Below are 17,228 nucleotides of genomic sequence, written 5' to 3'. Positions count from 1 at the left end.
CCTACGAGTTGCTGAGCCCGCCCCCTACTAGGGGATCCGTCCCCTACGAGGGGATCCGCCCCACGAAGTCCGCGACGGCCGCGCGGACGTCGTCCGGGCCCCACTCCAGACCGGCCCCGGCGACCGTGACCTCCGTGGTCGCGAACCCCGGCACCGAACCCTCGTCCGACCACTGCGCGAACAACGCCGTCCGCGTCTCCTGCGCCTGCGCGATCCCGGCCTCCGTGAGCGCCTCGGCGTCGTAGGGCAGCCAGACCCGGAACTGGTGCGTGTGCGGCACCTCGGGGAACACCCGCGCCCCGGCGACGCCGGCCTCGGCGAAACCCTCCCGCAGCGCCTGCGCGACCACGCGCGCGTGCGCCACGTACTCGGGAAGCCGCGGCAACTCCCGCTCAAGGCCCGCCAGCGCCGCGATCGCCTGCGGGAACTGCTGGAAGACCTGGCCGCCGTAGCGGTGCCGCCACGCCCTGGCCTCGCCGACGAACGACTCCGGGCCCGCGAGCACCGCGCCGCTGAGGCCGCCGAGCGACTTGTAGAACGACACGTAGACGCTGTCCGCGAGCTCCGCGATCTCGTCCAGCGGGCGCCCGAAGTGCACCGTGGTCTCCCACAGGCGGGCCCCGTCGAAGTGGATCACGGCGTCACGCGCGCGTGCCGCCTCGCAGACCTCCTCAAGCTCCTCCCAGGTGGGCAGCACGAACCCGGCGTCCCTGAGCGGCAGTTCGAGCATCAGCGTCCCGAACGGCTCGCCCATGTCGTGCACGTCGTCGGCGTCGATCTGCCGCGCCGCGCGCGTGGGGTGCACGGTGCGCAGCCCCGCCACCGTGGTCAGCGCCTCGCGCTCGTGGACCTCCGGGTGCGCCAGCGGGTGCAGGGCCACCGTGGAGTTGCCGGTACGCCCCGCCCAGCAGCGCAGCGCGACCTGCTGGGCCATGGTGCCGGTGGGGAAGAACGCGGCCGCCTCCTTGCCGAGCAGCGCGGCGACCCTCGCCTCCAGGTCGGCCACGACGCCGTCCCCGTAGATGTCGACGTCGCCCGACAGGTCGGCCTCCGCCGCCGCGGCGGACAGGCTCTCCCACCGCTCACCCAGCGTGGCCTCCTTCGACCTGCTTGCCAGCCTGCGCTCGGCGCCCCGCAACGCGGTGATCAGGCGTTCCGGCTGCGTCTTCTCGGGCGTGGCAGTGTTCTCGGCGGTTCCGTCCATCTGTCGATCATGGCGCACCCGCGTGCGCTTGCCCACAGCCTGTGGACGGCCGGGCCCGGTGCCCACAGATAGCGTTAACATGACGAGAAATCGTCCGGTACCCCGAGCGGACTGGAACGGAAGGCCATCGCCTCGTGACAACACCCCCTCCGAACCCACGATCCGACCCCAATGAGCCCCCCGCCCCCAAGGACCGCCCCGCCCGCCTCACCGTGGGCGTCGTCGGTGCGGGCCGTGTCGGTCCCGCGCTCGCCGCGTCCCTGCAACTGGCCGGGCACCGCCCCGTAGCCGTCTCAGGAGTCTCCGACGCCTCCGTGCGCCGGGCGGCGACGCTGCTGCCCGACGTGCCCCTGGTGCCGCCCGCCGAGGTCCTCGCGCAGGCCGATCTGGTGCTCCTCACCGTCCCCGACGACGTCCTGCCGGGCCTGGTCGAGGGGTTCGCCGAGACCGGCGCCGTACGCCCTGGCCAGCTGCTCGTGCACACCTCGGGACGGTACGGCGCCAAGGTCCTCGAACCGGCGCTGCGCGCGGGCGGACTGCCGCTCGCGCTGCACCCCGCGATGACGTTCACCGGCACCGCAGTCGACGTCCAGCGGCTGGCAGGCTGCTCGTTCGGTGTCACCGCGCCCGAGGAGCTGCGGATGGCCGCGGAGGCCCTGGTCATCGAGATGGGCGGCGAGCCCGAGTGGATCGCGGAGGAGAACCGCGCGCTCTACCACGCGGCCCTCGCGCTCGGTGCGAACCACCTGGTCACCCTGGTTGCCGAGTCCATGGAGCTGCTCCGAGAGGCGGGCGTGGGCGCTCCCGACCGGATGCTGGGCCCGCTGCTCGGCGCGGCGCTCGACAACGCGCTCAGGTCCGGGGACTCGGCCCTCACGGGCCCGGTGGCGCGCGGCGACGCGGGCACCGTCGCCGCCCACATCACGGAGCTGCGCAAGCACGCGCCGCAGACCGTCGCCGGCTATCTCGCGATGGCCCGTGCGACCGCCGACCGCGCGCTCGCGCACGGCCTGTTGAAGCCGGAGCTCGCCGAGGACCTGCTGGGTGTCCTCGCGACCGGTGCGGAGGAAACCCGATGAGCCCCACGAGCCCCACGGACTCCATAAAGGCGAGCCCTACGAAGACGTCGCACACGCGGCTCGTCCACAAGGGCGCGGACATGCGGGCACGCACGCGTACCGGCCGGCGCGTCGTCGTCATGACGATGGGCGCCCTGCACGAGGGCCACGCGACCCTGATCCGCGCGGCCAGGGCCCGCGCGGGGACGGACGGCGAAGTGGTCGTCACCGTCTTCGTGAACCCGCTGCAGTTCGGCGCCGGCGAGGACCTCGACCGCTATCCGCGCACCCTGGAAGCGGACGTGAAGATCGCCGAACAGGCGGGCGCCGACGCCGTGTTCGCGCCGTCCGTCGACGAGGTCTACCCGGGCGGACAGCCCGAGGTCCGCATCACGGCGGGCCCCATGGGGGAGCGCCTCGAAGGCGCCTCGCGCCCCGGCCACTTCGACGGCATGCTCACCGTGGTCGCCAAGCTGCTGCACCTCACGCGCGCGGACGTGGCCCTCTTCGGCCAGAAGGACGCGCAGCAACTCGCCCTGGTGCGCCGCATGGTGCGCGATCTGAACTTCGACGTGGAGATCGTCGCCGTGCCCACGGTCCGCGAGGACGACGGGCTCGCGCTCTCCTCCCGCAACCGCTACCTGTCCCCGGCCGAGCGCCGCACCGCGCTGGCCCTCTCCGACGCCCTGTTCACGGGCCGCGACCGGCATGCGGCGCAGGAGGCCCTGCGCGCGCGTGCCGCCGAGAGCCCGACCCCGCGCGCGCGGGCCAAGGCGCTCGGAAGGATCGGCGAGGCCCGTGCCGCCGCCGACGCGCACGCCGTCGCCACGGCGTCCCCGGGCCGCCCCTCGGCAGTCCTCGCGGCGGCCCGCCTGATCCTCGACGAGGCCAAGCGGCTCCAGCCGCCGATCGAGCTCGACTACGTGGCCCTCGTCGACCCCCGCGACTTCACCGACGTGACCGACGGCTTCGAGGGCGAGGCCGTGCTCGCGGTCGCCGCGCGGGTGGGCGCCACCCGCCTCATCGACAACCTGCCGCTGACCTTCGGAGGCCACTAGTGAGCAGCACCGGTATACGGCTCCACGCCCCCACCCCCGGCTGGAACCTCGAAGCGGACGTCGTGGTCGTCGGCTCCGGAGTCGCGGGCCTGACCGCGGCGCTGCGCTGCCAGGCCGCGGGCCTGCGCACGGTCGTCGTCACCAAGGCCCGCCTCGACGACGGCTCCACGCGCTGGGCGCAGGGCGGCGTCGCGGCGGCGCTCGGCGAGGGCGACACCCCCGAGCAGCACCTGGACGACACCCTCGTCGCGGGTGTGGGCCTGTGCGACGAGGACGCGGTACGCACCCTGGTCACCGAGGGCCCCGGCGCCGTACGCCGCCTGATCGCGACCGGCGCCCGCTTCGACGAGGCCGAGGACGGCTCGCTCGACCTGACGCGCGAGGGCGGCCACCACCGGCGCCGCATCGCGCACGCGGGCGGCGACGCGTCGGGCGCCGAGGTCTCCCGCGCACTCGTCGAAGCAGTACGCGCGCGTGGACTGCGCACCGTCGAAAACGCCCTGGTACTGGACCTGTTGACCGACGCGGAGGGCCGCACCGCCGGCGTCTCCCTGCACGTCATGGGGGAGGGCCAGCACGACGGCGTCGGCGCGGTCCTCGCCCCGGCGGTCGTCCTCGCGACGGGCGGCATGGGCCAGGTCTTCTCCGCGACCACGAACCCGCACGTGTCCACGGGCGACGGCGTGGCCCTCGCCCTGCGCGCGGGCGCCGAGGTCAGCGACCTGGAATTCGTCCAGTTCCACCCGACCGTGCTGTTCCTGGGCGCGGGCGCCGAAGGACAGCAACCGCTCGTTTCCGAAGCCGTACGCGGCGAAGGTGCCCACCTAGTAGACGCGGACGGCGTGCGCTTCATGGTGGGCCAGCACGAACTCGCCGAGCTCGCGCCCCGAGACATCGTCGCCAAGGGCATCACGCGGCGCATGCAGGAGCAGGGCACCGACCACATGTACCTCGACGGGCGGCACTTCGGCGCCGACATGTGGGAGCACCGCTTCCCCACGATCCTCGCGGCCTGCCGCGCCCACGGCATCGACCCGGTCACCGAGCCCATCCCGATCTCCCCGGCCGCGCACTACGCCTCCGGAGGCGTCCGCACCGACCTGTACGGCCGCACCACGGTGCCGGGCCTGTACGCGTGCGGGGAGACCGCCTGCACGGGCGTCCACGGGGCGAACCGGCTGGCCTCCAACTCCCTTCTGGAAGGCCTCGTCTACGCGGAGCGCATCGCGGACGACATCGAGCGGCAGCACGCGGAAAATGCCCTCCACGCGCGCGTGCCCGCGCCCGTGGAGCACCCGCAGACCCCGACGCACCCGCTGCTTCCCCCGGAGGCCCGCCTCGCCATCCAGCGCGTGATGACAGCGGGCGCGGGCGTCCTGCGCTCCGCCGACTCCCTCGCAGGGGCCGCCGCCCAGCTCGGCCGCATCCACGCCGAAGCGGTCAACTCCCTTACGGAGAACGGCAAGACGTCCGAGCCGGGGGTCGACACCTGGGAGGCCACCAACCTCCTGTGCGTGGCCCGCGTCCTGGTCGCCGCCGCGCGCCGCCGCGAGGAGACCCGTGGCTGCCACTGGCGCGAGGACCACCCGGACCGCGACGATGCCACGTGGCGCCGCCACATCGTCGTACGCCTGAATCCGGACAGGACTCTGGCCACGTACACCACACCCACAGCAGACTTTCCGGCAACGGCAGAAAACCCTCAGGAGCAGTGACCGACGTGAGCGCCACCCCCGACCTCCCCCTCGCCGACAGCGGCGGCTGCGGCGACAACTGCGGCTGTGCGCAGGGCAATGACGAGAACGGCACCGACGTCATGGAGTGCGGCCTCGACCCGTCGCTCGCCCAGCTGCTGGTCGACGCCGGCCTGCACCCGGTCGAGATCGAGGACATCGCCCACATGGCGATCACCGAGGACCTGGACGGCGGCGTGGACGTCACGACCGTCGCCACGATCCCCGAAGAGGCCGTCGCCACCGCCGACTTCACGGCCCGCGAGGCGGGCGTCGTGGCGGGCCTGCGCGTCGCCGAAGCGGTCATCTCCGTAGTGGCCGCGGACGAGTTCGAGGTCGAGCGGCACGCGGAGGACGGCGACCGGGTCGAGGCGGGCCAGAAGCTGCTCTCCGTCACGACCCGCACCCGCGACCTGCTCACCGCCGAGCGCACCGCGCTCAACATCATGTGCCGCCTCTCCGGCATCGCGACGACCACGCGCGCGTGGGCGGACGTTCTGGACGGTACGAAGGCGAAGGTCCGCGACACCCGCAAGACGACCCCGGGCCTGCGCTCCCTGGAGAAGTACGCGGTCCGCATGGGCGGCGGCGTCAACCACCGCATGTCCCTCTCGGACGCGGCCCTGGTCAAGGACAACCACGTGGTTGCGGCCGGCGGCGTGGCCCAGGCCTTCCAGGCCGTGCGCGAGCGCTTCCCCGGTCTGCCGATCGAGGTCGAGGTCGACACCCTGCACCAGCTGCGCGAGGTGCTCGACGCGGGCGCCGACCTGATCCTCCTGGACAACTTCACGCCGGGCGAGACGGAGGAGGCCGTGGCGATCACGGACGGCCGCGCGCTCCTGGAGTCGTCGGGCCGCCTCACGCTGGAAAACGCCGCTACGTATGCGAAGACGGGCGTCGACTACCTCGCCGTAGGAGCCCTGACCCACTCCTCGCCGATCCTCGACATCGGCCTCGACCTGCGCGAGGCGGACGCCTGATGCTGCTCACCATCGACGTGGGCAACACCCACACCGTCCTCGGCCTGTTCGACGGCGAGGAGATCATCGAGCACTGGCGCATCTCCACGGACGCGCGCAAGACCGCCGACGAACTCGCCGTCCTGCTCAAGGGCCTGATGGGCATGCACCCGCTGCTCGGCGACGAACTGGGCGACGGCATCGACGGCATCGCCATCTGCTCGACCGTCCCCTCGGTCCTGCACGAGCTGCGCGAGGTCACCCGCCGCTACTACGGCGACGTACCCGCCGTGCTGGTCGAACCCGGCATCAAGACCGGCGTGCCGATCCTCATGGACAACCCCAAGGAGGTCGGCGCCGACCGGATCATCAACGCGGTCGCGGCCGTCGAGATGTTCGGCGGCCCCGCGATCGTCGTGGACTTCGGCACGGCCACGACCTTCGACGCGGTGTCCGCGCGCGGCGAGTACGCGGGCGGCGTGATCGCGCCCGGCATCGAGATCTCCGTCGAGGCGCTCGGCATGCGCGGCGCTCAGCTGCGCAAGATCGAGCTGGCCAGACCGCGCAGCGTCATCGGCAAGAACACCGTCGAGGCGATGCAGGCGGGCATCGTCTACGGGTTCGCGGGCCAGGTCGACGGGGTCGTGAACCGGATGGCGAAGGAGCTCGCGGACGACCCGGACGACGTGACCGTCATCGCGACGGGCGGGCTCGCGCCGATGGTCCTCGGCGAGGCCACCGTGATCGACGAGCACGAGCCGTGGCTGACGCTGATCGGGCTGCGCCTGGTCTACGAGCGGAACGTCTCGCGGCTCTGAGGGACAGAGCGACGGGGGCGCGCCCGGAAATTGCCGGTTAAGCCGATTTGTCCGTAATAGGCCGTACCGTCATTTCATGCCCACGCCCTACGGAAACCGCGGCGGCCTGGCGTTCGGTGCAGAAGAGCTGCGTGTGCTCCGACGCGCCCTCGCCCTCGCCCTCCATCCCAGCCCCGCCTCGGACGAGGATGTCCGGGCCTGCCTGCGACTCGCGGAGTCGCTCGACGAAGCGAGCCGGGAAGGCATCCGCATGCGCGCCTTCCTCCGCTCCGACCTCGACCGCTACCGGGCCGCCCTGCCCGGCTCCGCCCCCGGCTATCTGAGCCTCCTCAAGGAGGCTCTGGAGGCGGGCCACAAGCCCGGCGCCGATGACCTCTCGGCGCTGCGCGCGCTGCCCGCGAACCCGGCCGCGGTGGCCCTCCTCGCCCGCTGCCACGACCTGGCCGAACAGGGCGTACGCGACAAGTTCGACGCGCTCTACCGGCCCCGCGTCCCGGCCTCCCGCACCCACCTGCTCGCCCTGCCCGGCGGCCTGTCGGCGGCGGACGGCGGCAAGCCCGCCAAGCCGGCCCCCGAAACACCGCAGCGCCCGGTCCCCACCCCCGCCGAGGTCTTCCCCCCGAAGCGCCGCCCCGCCCAACCCCCGGCCCCGTCGCAACGACTGGCCGTCGGGTAGCTACTCTGGGGGCATGGACTACGTCTCCGCGCTCGTGCCCCCGGTCGTGATGGCCGCGTTCTTCATCGGTCTGATCGTGACCATCGTGAAGTCGCAGGGCGGCGACAAGAAGGCCAAGGAAGACGCGGCCGTCGACGCCGCCATCGCGCGCGCCGAGTCCGCCCGGCAGGGTGGCGGCCCGCAGCGGGACGCGACCGCCTGAGCGGCGCGACCGGTACGGAATCGGCAGTGAGGGGCGCCCACCGGGCGCCCCTTTTGTCATTGCTTGGCGATCGTCGCCACGTCCCACGTTGAATTACCGACTTCTCCCACTATTGTGCTTCACGTGCCGCGCCCCTTGGGAGAACTCGAAGACGCAGTGATGACGCGGGTGTGGAAGTGGAACCGCCCGGTCACCGTGAGGGAAGTCCTGGAGGACCTCCAACAGGAACGGTCCATCGCCTACACAACCGTCATGACCGTATTGGACAATCTCCATCAGAAGGGCTGGGTGCGCCGCGAAGCGGAAGGCCGGGCCTATAGATATGAGGCGGTCTCCACACGGGCCGCGTACTCGGCCGCGCTGATGAACGAGGCCTGGGCGCAGAGCGACAACCCGGCCGCGGCCCTCGTCGCGTTCTTCGGGATGATGTCGCAGGGACAGCGCGAGGCACTCAGGGATGCCATGCGGATCGTCTCGCCCGAACTACCGGCCGAAGTCCCCTCGGCCCCCGAGGAAGCGGGCGACGGAGCCGGGCGATAGCGTCCGGACATGCCAGCAGAGCTCCCCGAAGTCGCGTCACCCGTCGAATCGACCCGTAAAGCAGTCACCGTACGCAGGGCGAGGACGGCCGATGTGCCGGAGGTGCGCCGCCTGCTCGACGCGTACAGCCGACAGGGGATCCTGCTCGACAAAGCCACTGTGACGCTTTACGAGGACATCCAGGAGTTCTGGGTCGCGGAACGCGACGACAACGCCGCGGTCGTCGGCTGCGGCGCACTGCACGTCATGTGGGAAGACCTCGCGGAAGTCCGCACGCTCGCGGTGGATCCGCAGGTCAAGGGGTCCGGTGTCGGACATCTTCTGCTCGAGAAGCTTCTTCAGACCGCGCGTTGGATCGGTGTTCGGCGAGTTTTCTGCCTCACCTTCGAAGTCGAGTTCTTCGCCAAGCACGCCTTCGTGGAGATCGGTGAGACACCTGTCGATACGGTCGACACCGATGTCTACAGTGAGCTGCTGCGTTCCTATGACGAGGGCGTAGCAGAGTTCCTCGGTCTCGAACGAGTGAAACCGAACACCTTGGGCAACAGCCGGATGCTTCTGCATCTGTGATCGCCGCCGGGCGCTATTCCGGCATGCGTGCTTGCAACGGTTCCCTATGTCCGAATCGCGCATGTTTTTGGGTCGGGCGGGCAGTGTTCAACTCCGGGATCTCTACCCGATCTCAGCCAGGGGTTTGTGTTTTTCGGGCAAAAGCGGTTTGCTTTCCGACGTACTGCAGTACTGCATATAACAAGGGGACGGCGAATCAGCGGCCGTGGTCGCGGGGCCGCCCTTCAGATTTCGATGAAAGGAAATCCGGTGGCACAGAAGGTTCAGGTCCTTCTTGTCGATGACCTCGACGGTGGCGAGGCGGACGAGACCGTGACGTTCGCGCTCGACGGTAAGTCGTACGAGATCGACCTCACCACCGCCAATGCGGACAAGCTCCGTGGCCTCCTCGAGCCGTACCTCAAGGGCGGTCGTCGCACCGGTGGCCGCTCGAGCGGCCGGGGCAAGGCGCGCGCCACGTCCGGCGGTGGCAACCAGGACACCGCGCAGATCCGTGCGTGGGCGAAGGAGAACGGCTACGAGGTCAACGACCGCGGCCGGGTTCCCCAGTCGATCCGTGAGGCCTACGAGAAGGCCAACGGCTGACGGGACGGCCGCATTGGTCGCTTTGTTGACGTGGTCGCCGGCGCAGCCGCGCCGCGACGCAGCCGGGCCCGGTGGCAGTGTGTCGCCGCCGTGTCCACGAGGCGTACGAGATCGGGGGCGCCCCCACCGCCCCCCACGACCGACCAGGTCGAGACGGCCGTCAGGCTCGTCAGGGCCGGCAGCACCGGTTCCACCTCGCAGCCGGGCTCGGGGGGCCGCACCCAGACGGCGGCCTCCTGCGAGCCGGACCACCCCGGAGGCGTCGGCGCGTCGATGAGACTGCCCGCCCCGACGGCCACGAGGTCCAGGGGCAGTGCCCCCCACTCCAGCCAGTCGAGCAGCCCCGGCAGCTCGTCCGCGCTGCCCGCGGCGACCAGCAGCCGCATCGTTTCCCCGCGCACGGCCACCGGTGACCGGGGATCGAGTCTGCGCAGCATCGCGAAGCCGGCGTCGGCCGGCACCTCCAGGACGTCGAAGCGCAGCCCGGTGTGGAGCAGTGCGCCGTCGGGGCCGGGCGCGGTCGCCCAGCCGAGCTCGTCCTCGTACCACCGCCGAACCGGATCGCGTCCGGTGTCGGTCAGCGGGTGCCGGGGAGCGGGAACGGTCGTGCCGGAGGTGGTGACCATGCCAGGAGCAACAGCCACCGACGCTTCGGGGTTACGCACCGTCGCCGACTGCATGCGTAGTGTGTCCGGAAAAGGGGCGTACGGGAGCGCTGGGCGGCGCAAAGTTGTTCGCCCGTAGCGGAGGGAACCGGGGTGCGCCGCATGGAGTGTCAGTCCTTACGGGTAAGACATCCCTAGTGGGAGGGGCGACACGTGCAGGACGGGCAGCCCGCGTTCGCCATCGGCGTACTGATGGTGGGGGTATCTGCCTGGCCTGCGGGAACATCGTCTCGCACCATCGGGTTGGAGCAGTTGTCGGCGTTCGGGGCAGGAGACCATGAACGGGTGTCGGCAGATGGAATGAGCGGTCCCCGCTTGCGGGACTAAGCTGCGGAAGGACAGGGAGGGGACCGACCCCTAACTGCCTGACCGCTCTGAGGAGCGATTAACGATGTTCGAGAGGTTCACCGACCGCGCGCGGCGGGTTGTCGTCCTGGCTCAGGAAGAAGCCCGGATGCTCAACCACAATTACATCGGCACCGAGCACATCCTCCTGGGCTTGATCCACGAGGGCGAGGGTGTCGCCGCTAAGGCCCTGGAGAGCCTCGGGATTTCGCTCGAGGCGGTCCGCCAGCAGGTGGAGGAGATCATCGGTCAGGGCCAGCAGGCCCCGTCCGGGCACATCCCCTTCACCCCCCGTGCCAAGAAGGTCCTGGAGCTGTCGCTCCGCGAGGCCCTTCAGCTGGGCCACAACTACATCGGCACGGAGCACATCCTGCTCGGCCTGATCCGTGAGGGCGAGGGCGTCGCCGCCCAGGTCCTGGTCAAGCTGGGAGCAGACCTCAACCGGGTGCGGCAGCAGGTCATCCAGCTGCTCTCCGGTTACCAGGGCAAGGAGACCGCCGGCGCCAGTGGCGGTCCTGCCGAGGGCACGCCCTCCACGTCCCTGGTGCTCGACCAGTTCGGCCGCAACCTGACGCAGGCCGCTCGTGAGACCAAGCTCGACCCGGTGATCGGGCGCGAGAAGGAGATCGAGCGCGTCATGCAGGTCCTGTCGCGCCGGACCAAGAACAACCCGGTCCTGATCGGTGAGCCCGGCGTCGGCAAGACGGCGGTCGTCGAGGGACTGGCCCAGGCGATCGTCAAGGGCGAGGTGCCCGAGACGCTGAAGGACAAGCACCTCTACACGCTTGACCTCGGCGCGCTGGTCGCCGGCTCCCGCTACCGCGGTGACTTCGAGGAGCGCCTCAAGAAGGTGCTCAAGGAGATCCGCACCCGCGGCGACATCATCCTGTTCATCGACGAGCTGCACACGCTGGTCGGTGCGGGTGCCGCGGAAGGTGCCATCGACGCCGCTTCGATCCTGAAGCCGATGCTGGCCCGCGGTGAGCTGCAGACCATCGGTGCGACGACGCTCGACGAGTACCGCAAGCACCTGGAGAAGGACGCGGCCCTCGAGCGCCGCTTCCAGCCGATCCAGGTCGCGGAGCCGTCGCTGCCGCACACGATCGAGATCCTCAAGGGTCTCCGTGACCGCTACGAGGCCCACCACCGCGTCTCGATCACGGACGAGGCCCTCGTCCAGGCCGCGACGCTGGCCGACCGGTACATCTCGGACCGCTTCCTGCCGGACAAGGCGATCGACCTGATCGACGAGGCCGGTTCCCGGATGCGCATCCGCCGGATGACCGCGCCGCCGGACCTCCGCGAGTTCGACGAGAAGATCGCGGGCGTGCGTCGCGACAAGGAGTCGGCCATCGACTCCCAGGACTTCGAGAAGGCGGCCTCTCTCCGCGACAAGGAGAAGCAGCTGCTCGCCGCGAAGGCCAAGCGCGAGAAGGAATGGAAGGCCGGCGACATGGACGTCGTCGCCGAGGTCGACGGCGATCTGATCGCCGAGGTCCTCGCGACCGCCACCGGCATTCCGGTCTTCAAGCTGACCGAGGAGGAGTCCTCGCGTCTGCTGCGCATGGAGGACGAGCTCCACAAGCGGGTCATCGGCCAGAAGGACGCCGTCAAGGCGCTCTCGCGGGCGATCCGCCGTACGCGGGCCGGTCTGAAGGACCCGAAGCGTCCGGGTGGTTCGTTCATCTTCGCCGGTCCGTCCGGTGTCGGTAAGACCGAGCTGTCCAAGGCGCTCGCCGAGTTCCTCTTCGGTGACGAGGAGGCGCTGATCTCCCTCGACATGTCGGAGTTCAGCGAGAAGCACACGGTGTCGCGTCTCTTCGGTTCGCCCCCCGGTTACGTGGGCTACGAAGAGGGCGGTCAGCTGACGGAGAAGGTGCGGCGCAAGCCGTTCTCGGTGGTTCTCTTCGACGAGGTCGAAAAGGCTCACCCGGACATCTTCAACTCGCTGCTGCAGATTCTGGAGGACGGTCGCCTGACCGACTCCCAGGGTCGTGTCGTGGACTTCAAGAACACGGTCATCATCATGACGACCAACCTTGGAACCCGTGACATCTCGAAGGGCTTCAACCTGGGCTTCGCGGCCATGGGTGACTCGAAGTCCAACTACGAGCGCATGAAGAACAAGGTGTCGGACGAGCTCAAGCAGCACTTCCGTCCCGAGTTCCTCAACCGTGTCGACGACGTCGTCGTCTTCCCGCAGCTCAGCCAGGACGACATCCTCGAGATCGTCGACCTGATGATCACGAAGGTGGACGAGCGCCTCAAGGACCGCGACATGGGCATCGAGCTCTCGCAGTCCGCCAAGGAGCTGCTGTCCAAGAAGGGCTACGACCCCGTGCTCGGCGCGCGTCCGCTGCGGCGCACGATCCAGCGCGAGGTCGAGGACAGCCTGTCGGAGAAGATCCTCTTCGGCGAGCTGCGCCCGGGCCACATCGTGGTCGTGGACACGGAGGGCGAGGGCGAGAACAAGACCTTCACCTTCCGCGGCGAGGAGAAGGCGGCACTGCCCGACGCTCCGCCGATCGAGGACGCGGCTGCCGGTGGCGGCCCGAACCTGAGCAAGGAGGCGTAACCCCTCCGGGGCGAGCCTGATACGGGTGGGCCCGAGCTGTTCCTGAGGGAACGGTTCGGGCCCACCCGTTTTTGTTCAGTAGGGGCGGACGATTACCTCCGCGTGAGGAAAGAGGGCGGCGTAAGGGGCGTGGTCCTGTACGGCGGTGGGGCCAGGGTAGATCGTGACGTTGCGGACGGCCGGGAACAGGGGAGCGTGGTTGGCGAACTGGGCGGGGCCGTGAGGAAGACGCAGACCGAGACGGTCGATACGGGGGAGTTCGGGGAGGGGGCCGGGCGGCAACTCGCCCGTGATCAGGTACAGAGAGCTGAGGGAGGGGTGCTCGCGGAGGCAGTGCCAGTCGGCCGGCGCCCAGGGACCGGCGCCCGTACCGAGTGTCAGATGGCGTAGGCATGGCATGGCGTCGAGGCCGCGCAGGCCCGTATACGTAATGGCGCCTTTGGCGAGATAGAGGGAGTCGAGGCGCTCGGACGTCGGAAGGCTGTTGGCCAGCGTCGGACCGGATAGCGGAAGGTTCACGGACAGAGACGGCAGCCGGGTCAGGTCGCGCAGCCCCCGCACGGTCGACAGGTCGAACACCATGAGGTGCTCCAGGGCCAACCCCGAGAGGGGTGCCAGGTCACGTACTTCTGGGCAGTCGTCCAGCAAGAGGCCCCGCAGGGAGGGAAGCTCTGCCAGCGGGACGAGATCCTCGACCAGGGGGTTGTACCGGAGGGAGAGGCGGGCGAGTTCGTTCAGTTCCGTGCCTGCGAAGATCTCCGCGAGCGTGTACGGGCCGCGCAAGTCCAGACTGCTCCAGCCGCGCAGGTGTCGGGCCGCTGCCCACTCCTCGCGGCGTTGGACGGTGAGGTCGAGACCGTCGCGGTCGAGGTGGGCGAGGACCTCGTCTGCGTACTCCTGAGGGTCGAACCGGTGCCAGGTGCCAACCAGTTGGCGCCGTACGTTCAGGGCCGCATGCGTACGGAACTTCTTCAGGGCCGGGAGCGCGCCCTCCCCGCCCAGCAGGGACGCCGTGACTACCACCGCATACGCCTCCGCATTCTTTAGCCCCTCCGGCCCCGGCAGCAGTTCCAGCACGAAAGGACCCGCCTCGGCGAGCTGTTCCGCCTCGAATTTGTCGCGCGGTGGAATCAACCCCGCCGCTCGTGCCCGCACCTCCTCCACCACCTCCTGGTCCACCGAAGACGCGTCCTGGAGGCAGGCCAGGGCCAGGAGGGTGAGGCGGGGGACGTCGGCCGCCAGCAACCCCCGCAACAACCGCCCCCGTTCACGCGTACGCGCATGCGCCACCGCCATCCGCAGCACGTCCTCCCACTGCGTGTCCTCGGCGTGGCCGAGCAGGACGTCGAAGTGGCCCTCCTCGACCGCGTAGCGGGCGCCCAGGTGGTCGAGGAACGTGCGGTGGGCGAAGTCGACGATGCCGGGGGCGGGGCTGCGCAGCACTCCGCTGCGCAGGAGGAGATGGCGCAGAATCGTCGTCGCGTCGCCCTGCGCGGACGCGGCGGGGACGGAGGGCAGGGCGCGCTCCAGGAGCGTCAGCGCCGTGTCCTCGTCCATTTCGGTGCGGCCCGCCAACACCAGGGAGTACGCGAGGCGTTGGAGGAGTTCGACCTGGTCCTCGGTCTCCAGGTCGATGCCGTCGAGACCGCCCATGCCGCGCTGCCGGTCCCGTTCGGTGAGGATCATCTGGAGCGCGGCGTCGTAGAGGGCCTTGCGGCGCGGGGGAAGGTAGCCGCGGCGGGCCCGGTGCAGGGCGCAAATGAGGCCGCACATCAGCGGGTTGGTGGCCAGGCGTGCGAGGTCCGGCTTGGTGCGCAGCGTGTCGAGCAGCGGCTCCTCGTGCTCGGGGGCGTGCGCGGCGGCGTGCCAGCGGCGTACGAAGGCCGTGACGCGGGGGCGGTCCATCGGGGCGAGGACGAGTTCCGTGAAGCCGTCGCCGGCCAGCCAGTCGGGGCGTACGGCGGTGGGGCGTGCGGTGAGCAGCCAGCGGTCGCCCGGGTAGCCGCGGACCAGGGCAAGGAGCCAGTCCCGTACGCGGGCGCGGTCGGCGGAAGGCACCTCGTCGAGGCCGTCGACCATGACGAGCGCGCGCCCGTCGGACAGGACGCGCTCCGCCCAGCCGTCCGGCGGCGAGTGCGGACAGTCGGTGCCGGCAAGGAAGTCGGCGGGGGCCGGGAGCCGGGCGGCCCGGATCAGGGTGCGCAGCGGCAGGACGTACGGGATGCGCTCCTCGGAGGTGAGGGCGAGCCACTGGATCAGCGTGGTCTTGCCGGATCCGGCATCGCCGCGCAGGAGGACGCGCTCGTGGCCCGGCCCGGTGAGCGCGTCCTCGGCGGCGAGCCGCACGGTGACGGGGGCGGTGGCGCCGGGCCCTTCGCCCGGTTCGGGGGCGGCGTCCCGGGTCGCTTCGAGGCTCAGGTAGGCGACGTCCAGGGGCCAGCTGTCGGCGGTGTCACGGGCGTCGAGGCCGAAGATCGTCAGGTGGTTGTGGCGGATGGCCAGATAGCTCCGGTAGCGCTCCTCGAAGGCGCGGTCCCGGCCCGGGCCGTCGTCGCGGGCGAGCAGCGCGTCCATCTTGGCGAGGGCCTCGGCCTGCCCCCGGCTCTGCTCCACCAGCGTCCGCGCCACAAAGGTCGACCGCTGCGTGAAGAAGTGCAGGATGTGGACGCAGGACCACTCCGTGAGCGCGTCGAGGAAGTACGTCGCGTCGGCCGAGAGCTCCGGTGTGGGCGCCGCGCGGCGCAGGGCGTGTGCCAGGGCGCGCGGGCCGAGGCGGACCGCCTGGACGTCGTCCATGGTCAGGTCGCCGAGCGCGTGCAGGGTGCGGGTCAGGGCGAGGACGACCGGTTCCTGCTCCTCGTACGGGAACGGGGGCTCGCCGGGCCCGGCCACCGCCGCGTCGACCAGCTTGCGGGCGAGCCGTTCGAGGTCCGCCTCCGTGAGGGTGCGCTTCTCGCCCCGGAAGGAGACCAGGCCGGAGATGCGTACCGGCTTGTCCGTCAGGCCCGCTCCCGGGCCCTCCTGAACGAGGAGTTTCTTGAGCGCCGGGGCGATCACGCTCGATGCCAGACGGGTGCCGAGGGCAGCGGGATCCATGGTTCGGGAGCGTAGCCCCGGTCACATCCGCGGGGGGTTGGATCTTGCCGGTCGGTGACTTGCCGCACAGGACGTGCGTCACGTACTAACGGAAATAGTGGGATGAGGGTGGTCTGGGTAGGTCGTTACGCGGTTGAGGGGTTCTGGTGATTTGTCTGTTTGGTTGGAGAGGTGTGCCCGCCCGGTCCGGGCGTACGGCGATGAAGTGGGCTTAAACCAGGGATGAGGGCATAAATCGGGCGTCTTTCGTCCCGGCCTGGCGGCGGTCCGGTCGGAACGACCCTCGGGGTGGGTCTACGAGGACATGTCGTAGATGGGCGTTTTGGGTGGTGATGGGCGGTGGGGTTACCAAGGGATGGCCGGCCCGGCAGCACGAGGCAGTGCGCCGGGCCCCTTCATGTCCCAGTTCGAGAGGTCTGCCCATATGTCGAAGCGCACCCAGTCCCACCGCCCCGGTACGTCGATGCTCCGCAAGCGTGCCGCCGTCGTGGCCGCCGGATTCGGAGTGTCGGCGCTGCTCGGGACCGGGGCCGCGGTCGCCGACTCCGCAGACGCCACCGCCCTCCCCGGTATCGCCTCCTCCTCCGTCGAGGCCCAGGCCACCGCCCAGGCCAAGGCCGCCGACAACGCCGCGAAGGCGAAGAAGGAGGCCGAGGCGAAGAAGAAGGCCGCCGAGGCCAAGAAGAAGGCGGCCGAGGAGAAGAAGGCCAAGTCCTGGATCGACCCGGTCAAGGACTACGAACTCTCCGCCGGTTACTCGCAGGGCGGCGCCATGTGGGCCAGCGGTCACCACTCCGGCCAGGACTTCGCCGTGCCCGTCGGCACCGATGTCTCCGCCGTGCACGGCGGCACCGTCGTCAAGGCCGGCGGCAACGGCGCCGGTGACGGCGCCGCGTACGGCAACGCCATCGTCATCAAGCACAGCGACGGCACGTACTCGCAGTACGCGCACCTGTCGAAGATCGACGTGAAGGTCGGCGACACGGTCGGCACGGGCGACCACATCGCGCTGTCCGGCGACACCGGCAACTCCAGCGGCCCGCACCTGCACTTCGAGATCCGCACGACGGCGGACTACGGCTCGGCGGTCAACCCCGTCTCCTTCCTGAAGAAGGAGGGCGTGAGCGTCTGACGACGCCCACCA

General features: G+C 70.4%; 15 protein-coding genes. 12 read left to right on the top strand and 3 right to left on the bottom strand.

From position 1 onward, the window contains the following. Positions 1 to 43: 43 nt before the first annotated feature. Positions 44 to 1,204 (bottom strand): threonine aldolase family protein, encoded by a 1,161-nt coding sequence (locus tag OG746_RS03100; protein WP_266711315.1) that lies wholly within the window; start codon positions 1,202 to 1,204, stop codon positions 44 to 46. A gap of 134 nt (positions 1,205 to 1,338) precedes the next feature. Between OG746_RS03100 and OG746_RS03095 the strand changes: the two genes are divergently transcribed. From OG746_RS03095 to OG746_RS03050, 10 genes are all read left to right on the top strand, one after another. Further along, entirely contained in the window at positions 1,339 to 2,283 is a 945-nt protein-coding gene (locus OG746_RS03095; RefSeq protein WP_266711314.1) for a Rossmann-like and DUF2520 domain-containing protein, read from the top strand. A gap of 80 nt (positions 2,284 to 2,363) precedes the next feature. Further along, entirely contained in the window at positions 2,364 to 3,320 is a 957-nt protein-coding gene (gene panC, locus OG746_RS03090) for a pantoate--beta-alanine ligase (protein ID WP_266718683.1), read from the top strand. Further along, positions 3,320 to 5,035, top strand: a complete 1,716-nt coding sequence (locus OG746_RS03085; RefSeq protein WP_266711313.1) for an L-aspartate oxidase — start codon at positions 3,320 to 3,322, stop codon at positions 5,033 to 5,035. The genes panC and OG746_RS03085 overlap by 1 nt, the downstream gene beginning before the upstream one ends. Then, entirely contained in the window at positions 5,032 to 6,033 is a 1,002-nt protein-coding gene (nadC, locus tag OG746_RS03080) for a carboxylating nicotinate-nucleotide diphosphorylase (RefSeq protein WP_266711312.1), read from the top strand. The genes OG746_RS03085 and nadC overlap by 4 nt, the downstream gene beginning before the upstream one ends. Beyond that, a complete protein-coding gene (locus tag OG746_RS03075) occupies positions 6,033 to 6,830 on the top strand; it encodes a type III pantothenate kinase (RefSeq protein WP_266711311.1) in 798 nt (265 codons plus the stop codon). The genes nadC and OG746_RS03075 overlap by 1 nt, the downstream gene beginning before the upstream one ends. A 76-nt stretch (positions 6,831 to 6,906) precedes the next feature. Further along, complete coding sequence (locus OG746_RS03070; protein WP_266711310.1) at positions 6,907 to 7,506, top strand: hypothetical protein; 600 nt, start codon at positions 6,907 to 6,909, stop codon at positions 7,504 to 7,506. A 13-nt stretch (positions 7,507 to 7,519) separates the two neighbouring features. Then, the gene (locus tag OG746_RS03065; protein ID WP_266711309.1) at positions 7,520 to 7,708 is read left to right on the top strand and encodes a hypothetical protein; all 189 of its coding nucleotides are present in this window, start codon (positions 7,520 to 7,522) and stop codon (positions 7,706 to 7,708) included. 123 nt (positions 7,709 to 7,831) lie between these two features. Further along, a complete protein-coding gene (locus tag OG746_RS03060; protein WP_266711308.1) occupies positions 7,832 to 8,248 on the top strand; it encodes a BlaI/MecI/CopY family transcriptional regulator in 417 nt (138 codons plus the stop codon). A gap of 9 nt (positions 8,249 to 8,257) precedes the next feature. Continuing rightward, on the top strand, positions 8,258 to 8,818 hold the full coding sequence (locus tag OG746_RS03055) for an amino-acid N-acetyltransferase (RefSeq protein ID WP_266711307.1): 561 nt from the start codon (positions 8,258 to 8,260) through the stop codon (positions 8,816 to 8,818). Between the two features lie 249 nt (positions 8,819 to 9,067). Further along, positions 9,068 to 9,403 carry a histone-like nucleoid-structuring protein Lsr2 gene (locus tag OG746_RS03050; RefSeq protein ID WP_266711306.1) on the top strand — a complete coding sequence of 112 codons (336 nt, stop codon included), beginning with the start codon at positions 9,068 to 9,070 and terminating at the stop codon, positions 9,401 to 9,403. Here the strand turns inward: OG746_RS03050 and OG746_RS03045 are convergent. Continuing rightward, positions 9,382 to 10,029, bottom strand: a complete 648-nt coding sequence (locus tag OG746_RS03045) for an SCO3374 family protein (protein ID WP_266711305.1) — start codon at positions 10,027 to 10,029, stop codon at positions 9,382 to 9,384. The genes OG746_RS03050 and OG746_RS03045 overlap by 22 nt on opposite strands. A gap of 430 nt (positions 10,030 to 10,459) precedes the next feature. On the opposite strand from OG746_RS03045, the gene OG746_RS03040 reads away from it, so the two are divergent. After that, the gene (locus OG746_RS03040; RefSeq protein WP_266711304.1) at positions 10,460 to 12,988 is read left to right on the top strand and encodes an ATP-dependent Clp protease ATP-binding subunit; all 2,529 of its coding nucleotides are present in this window, start codon (positions 10,460 to 10,462) and stop codon (positions 12,986 to 12,988) included. Positions 12,989 to 13,063: 75 nt separating this feature from the next. Here OG746_RS03040 and OG746_RS03035 read toward each other — a convergent pair whose 3' ends face one another. Continuing rightward, entirely contained in the window at positions 13,064 to 16,084 is a 3,021-nt protein-coding gene (locus OG746_RS03035; protein WP_266711303.1) for an NACHT domain-containing protein, read from the bottom strand. 424 nt (positions 16,085 to 16,508) lie between these two features. Between OG746_RS03035 and OG746_RS03030 the strand changes: the two genes are divergently transcribed. Further along, positions 16,509 to 17,216: a M23 family metallopeptidase gene (locus OG746_RS03030; protein ID WP_266711302.1), complete on the top strand. Its 708-nt coding sequence runs from the start codon at positions 16,509 to 16,511 to the stop codon at positions 17,214 to 17,216. Positions 17,217 to 17,228 lie beyond the last annotated feature (12 nt).

Origin of the sequence: Streptomyces sp. NBC_01016 (assembly GCF_026341035.1) — a bacterium.
In the GTDB taxonomy this organism is placed as follows: domain Bacteria; phylum Actinomycetota; class Actinomycetes; order Streptomycetales; family Streptomycetaceae; genus Streptomyces.
The sequence above is the reverse complement of the archived record's forward strand: the minus strand, read 5'-3'. Positions and strand labels throughout refer to the sequence as shown.

Excerpts from the sequence above, each read along its gene's own strand:
- OG746_RS03045 (WP_266711305.1), bottom strand. The coding sequence starts at position 10,029 with ATGGTCACCACCTCCGGCACGACCGTTCCCGCTCCCCGGCACCCGCTG.
- panC (WP_266718683.1), top strand. The coding sequence starts at position 2,364 with ATGCGGGCACGCACGCGTACCGGCCGGCGCGTCGTCGTCATGACGATG.
- OG746_RS03065 (WP_266711309.1), top strand. The coding sequence starts at position 7,520 with ATGGACTACGTCTCCGCGCTCGTGCCCCCGGTCGTGATGGCCGCGTTC.
- OG746_RS03070 (WP_266711310.1), top strand. The coding sequence starts at position 6,907 with ATGCCCACGCCCTACGGAAACCGCGGCGGCCTGGCGTTCGGTGCAGAA.
- OG746_RS03030 (WP_266711302.1), top strand. The coding sequence starts at position 16,509 with ATGTCGAAGCGCACCCAGTCCCACCGCCCCGGTACGTCGATGCTCCGC.
- OG746_RS03055 (WP_266711307.1), top strand. The coding sequence starts at position 8,258 with ATGCCAGCAGAGCTCCCCGAAGTCGCGTCACCCGTCGAATCGACCCGT.
- OG746_RS03040 (WP_266711304.1), top strand. The coding sequence starts at position 10,460 with ATGTTCGAGAGGTTCACCGACCGCGCGCGGCGGGTTGTCGTCCTGGCT.
- OG746_RS03035 (WP_266711303.1), bottom strand. The coding sequence starts at position 16,084 with ATGGATCCCGCTGCCCTCGGCACCCGTCTGGCATCGAGCGTGATCGCC.
- OG746_RS03100 (WP_266711315.1), bottom strand. The coding sequence starts at position 1,204 with ATGGACGGAACCGCCGAGAACACTGCCACGCCCGAGAAGACGCAGCCG.
- OG746_RS03075 (WP_266711311.1), top strand. The coding sequence starts at position 6,033 with ATGCTGCTCACCATCGACGTGGGCAACACCCACACCGTCCTCGGCCTG.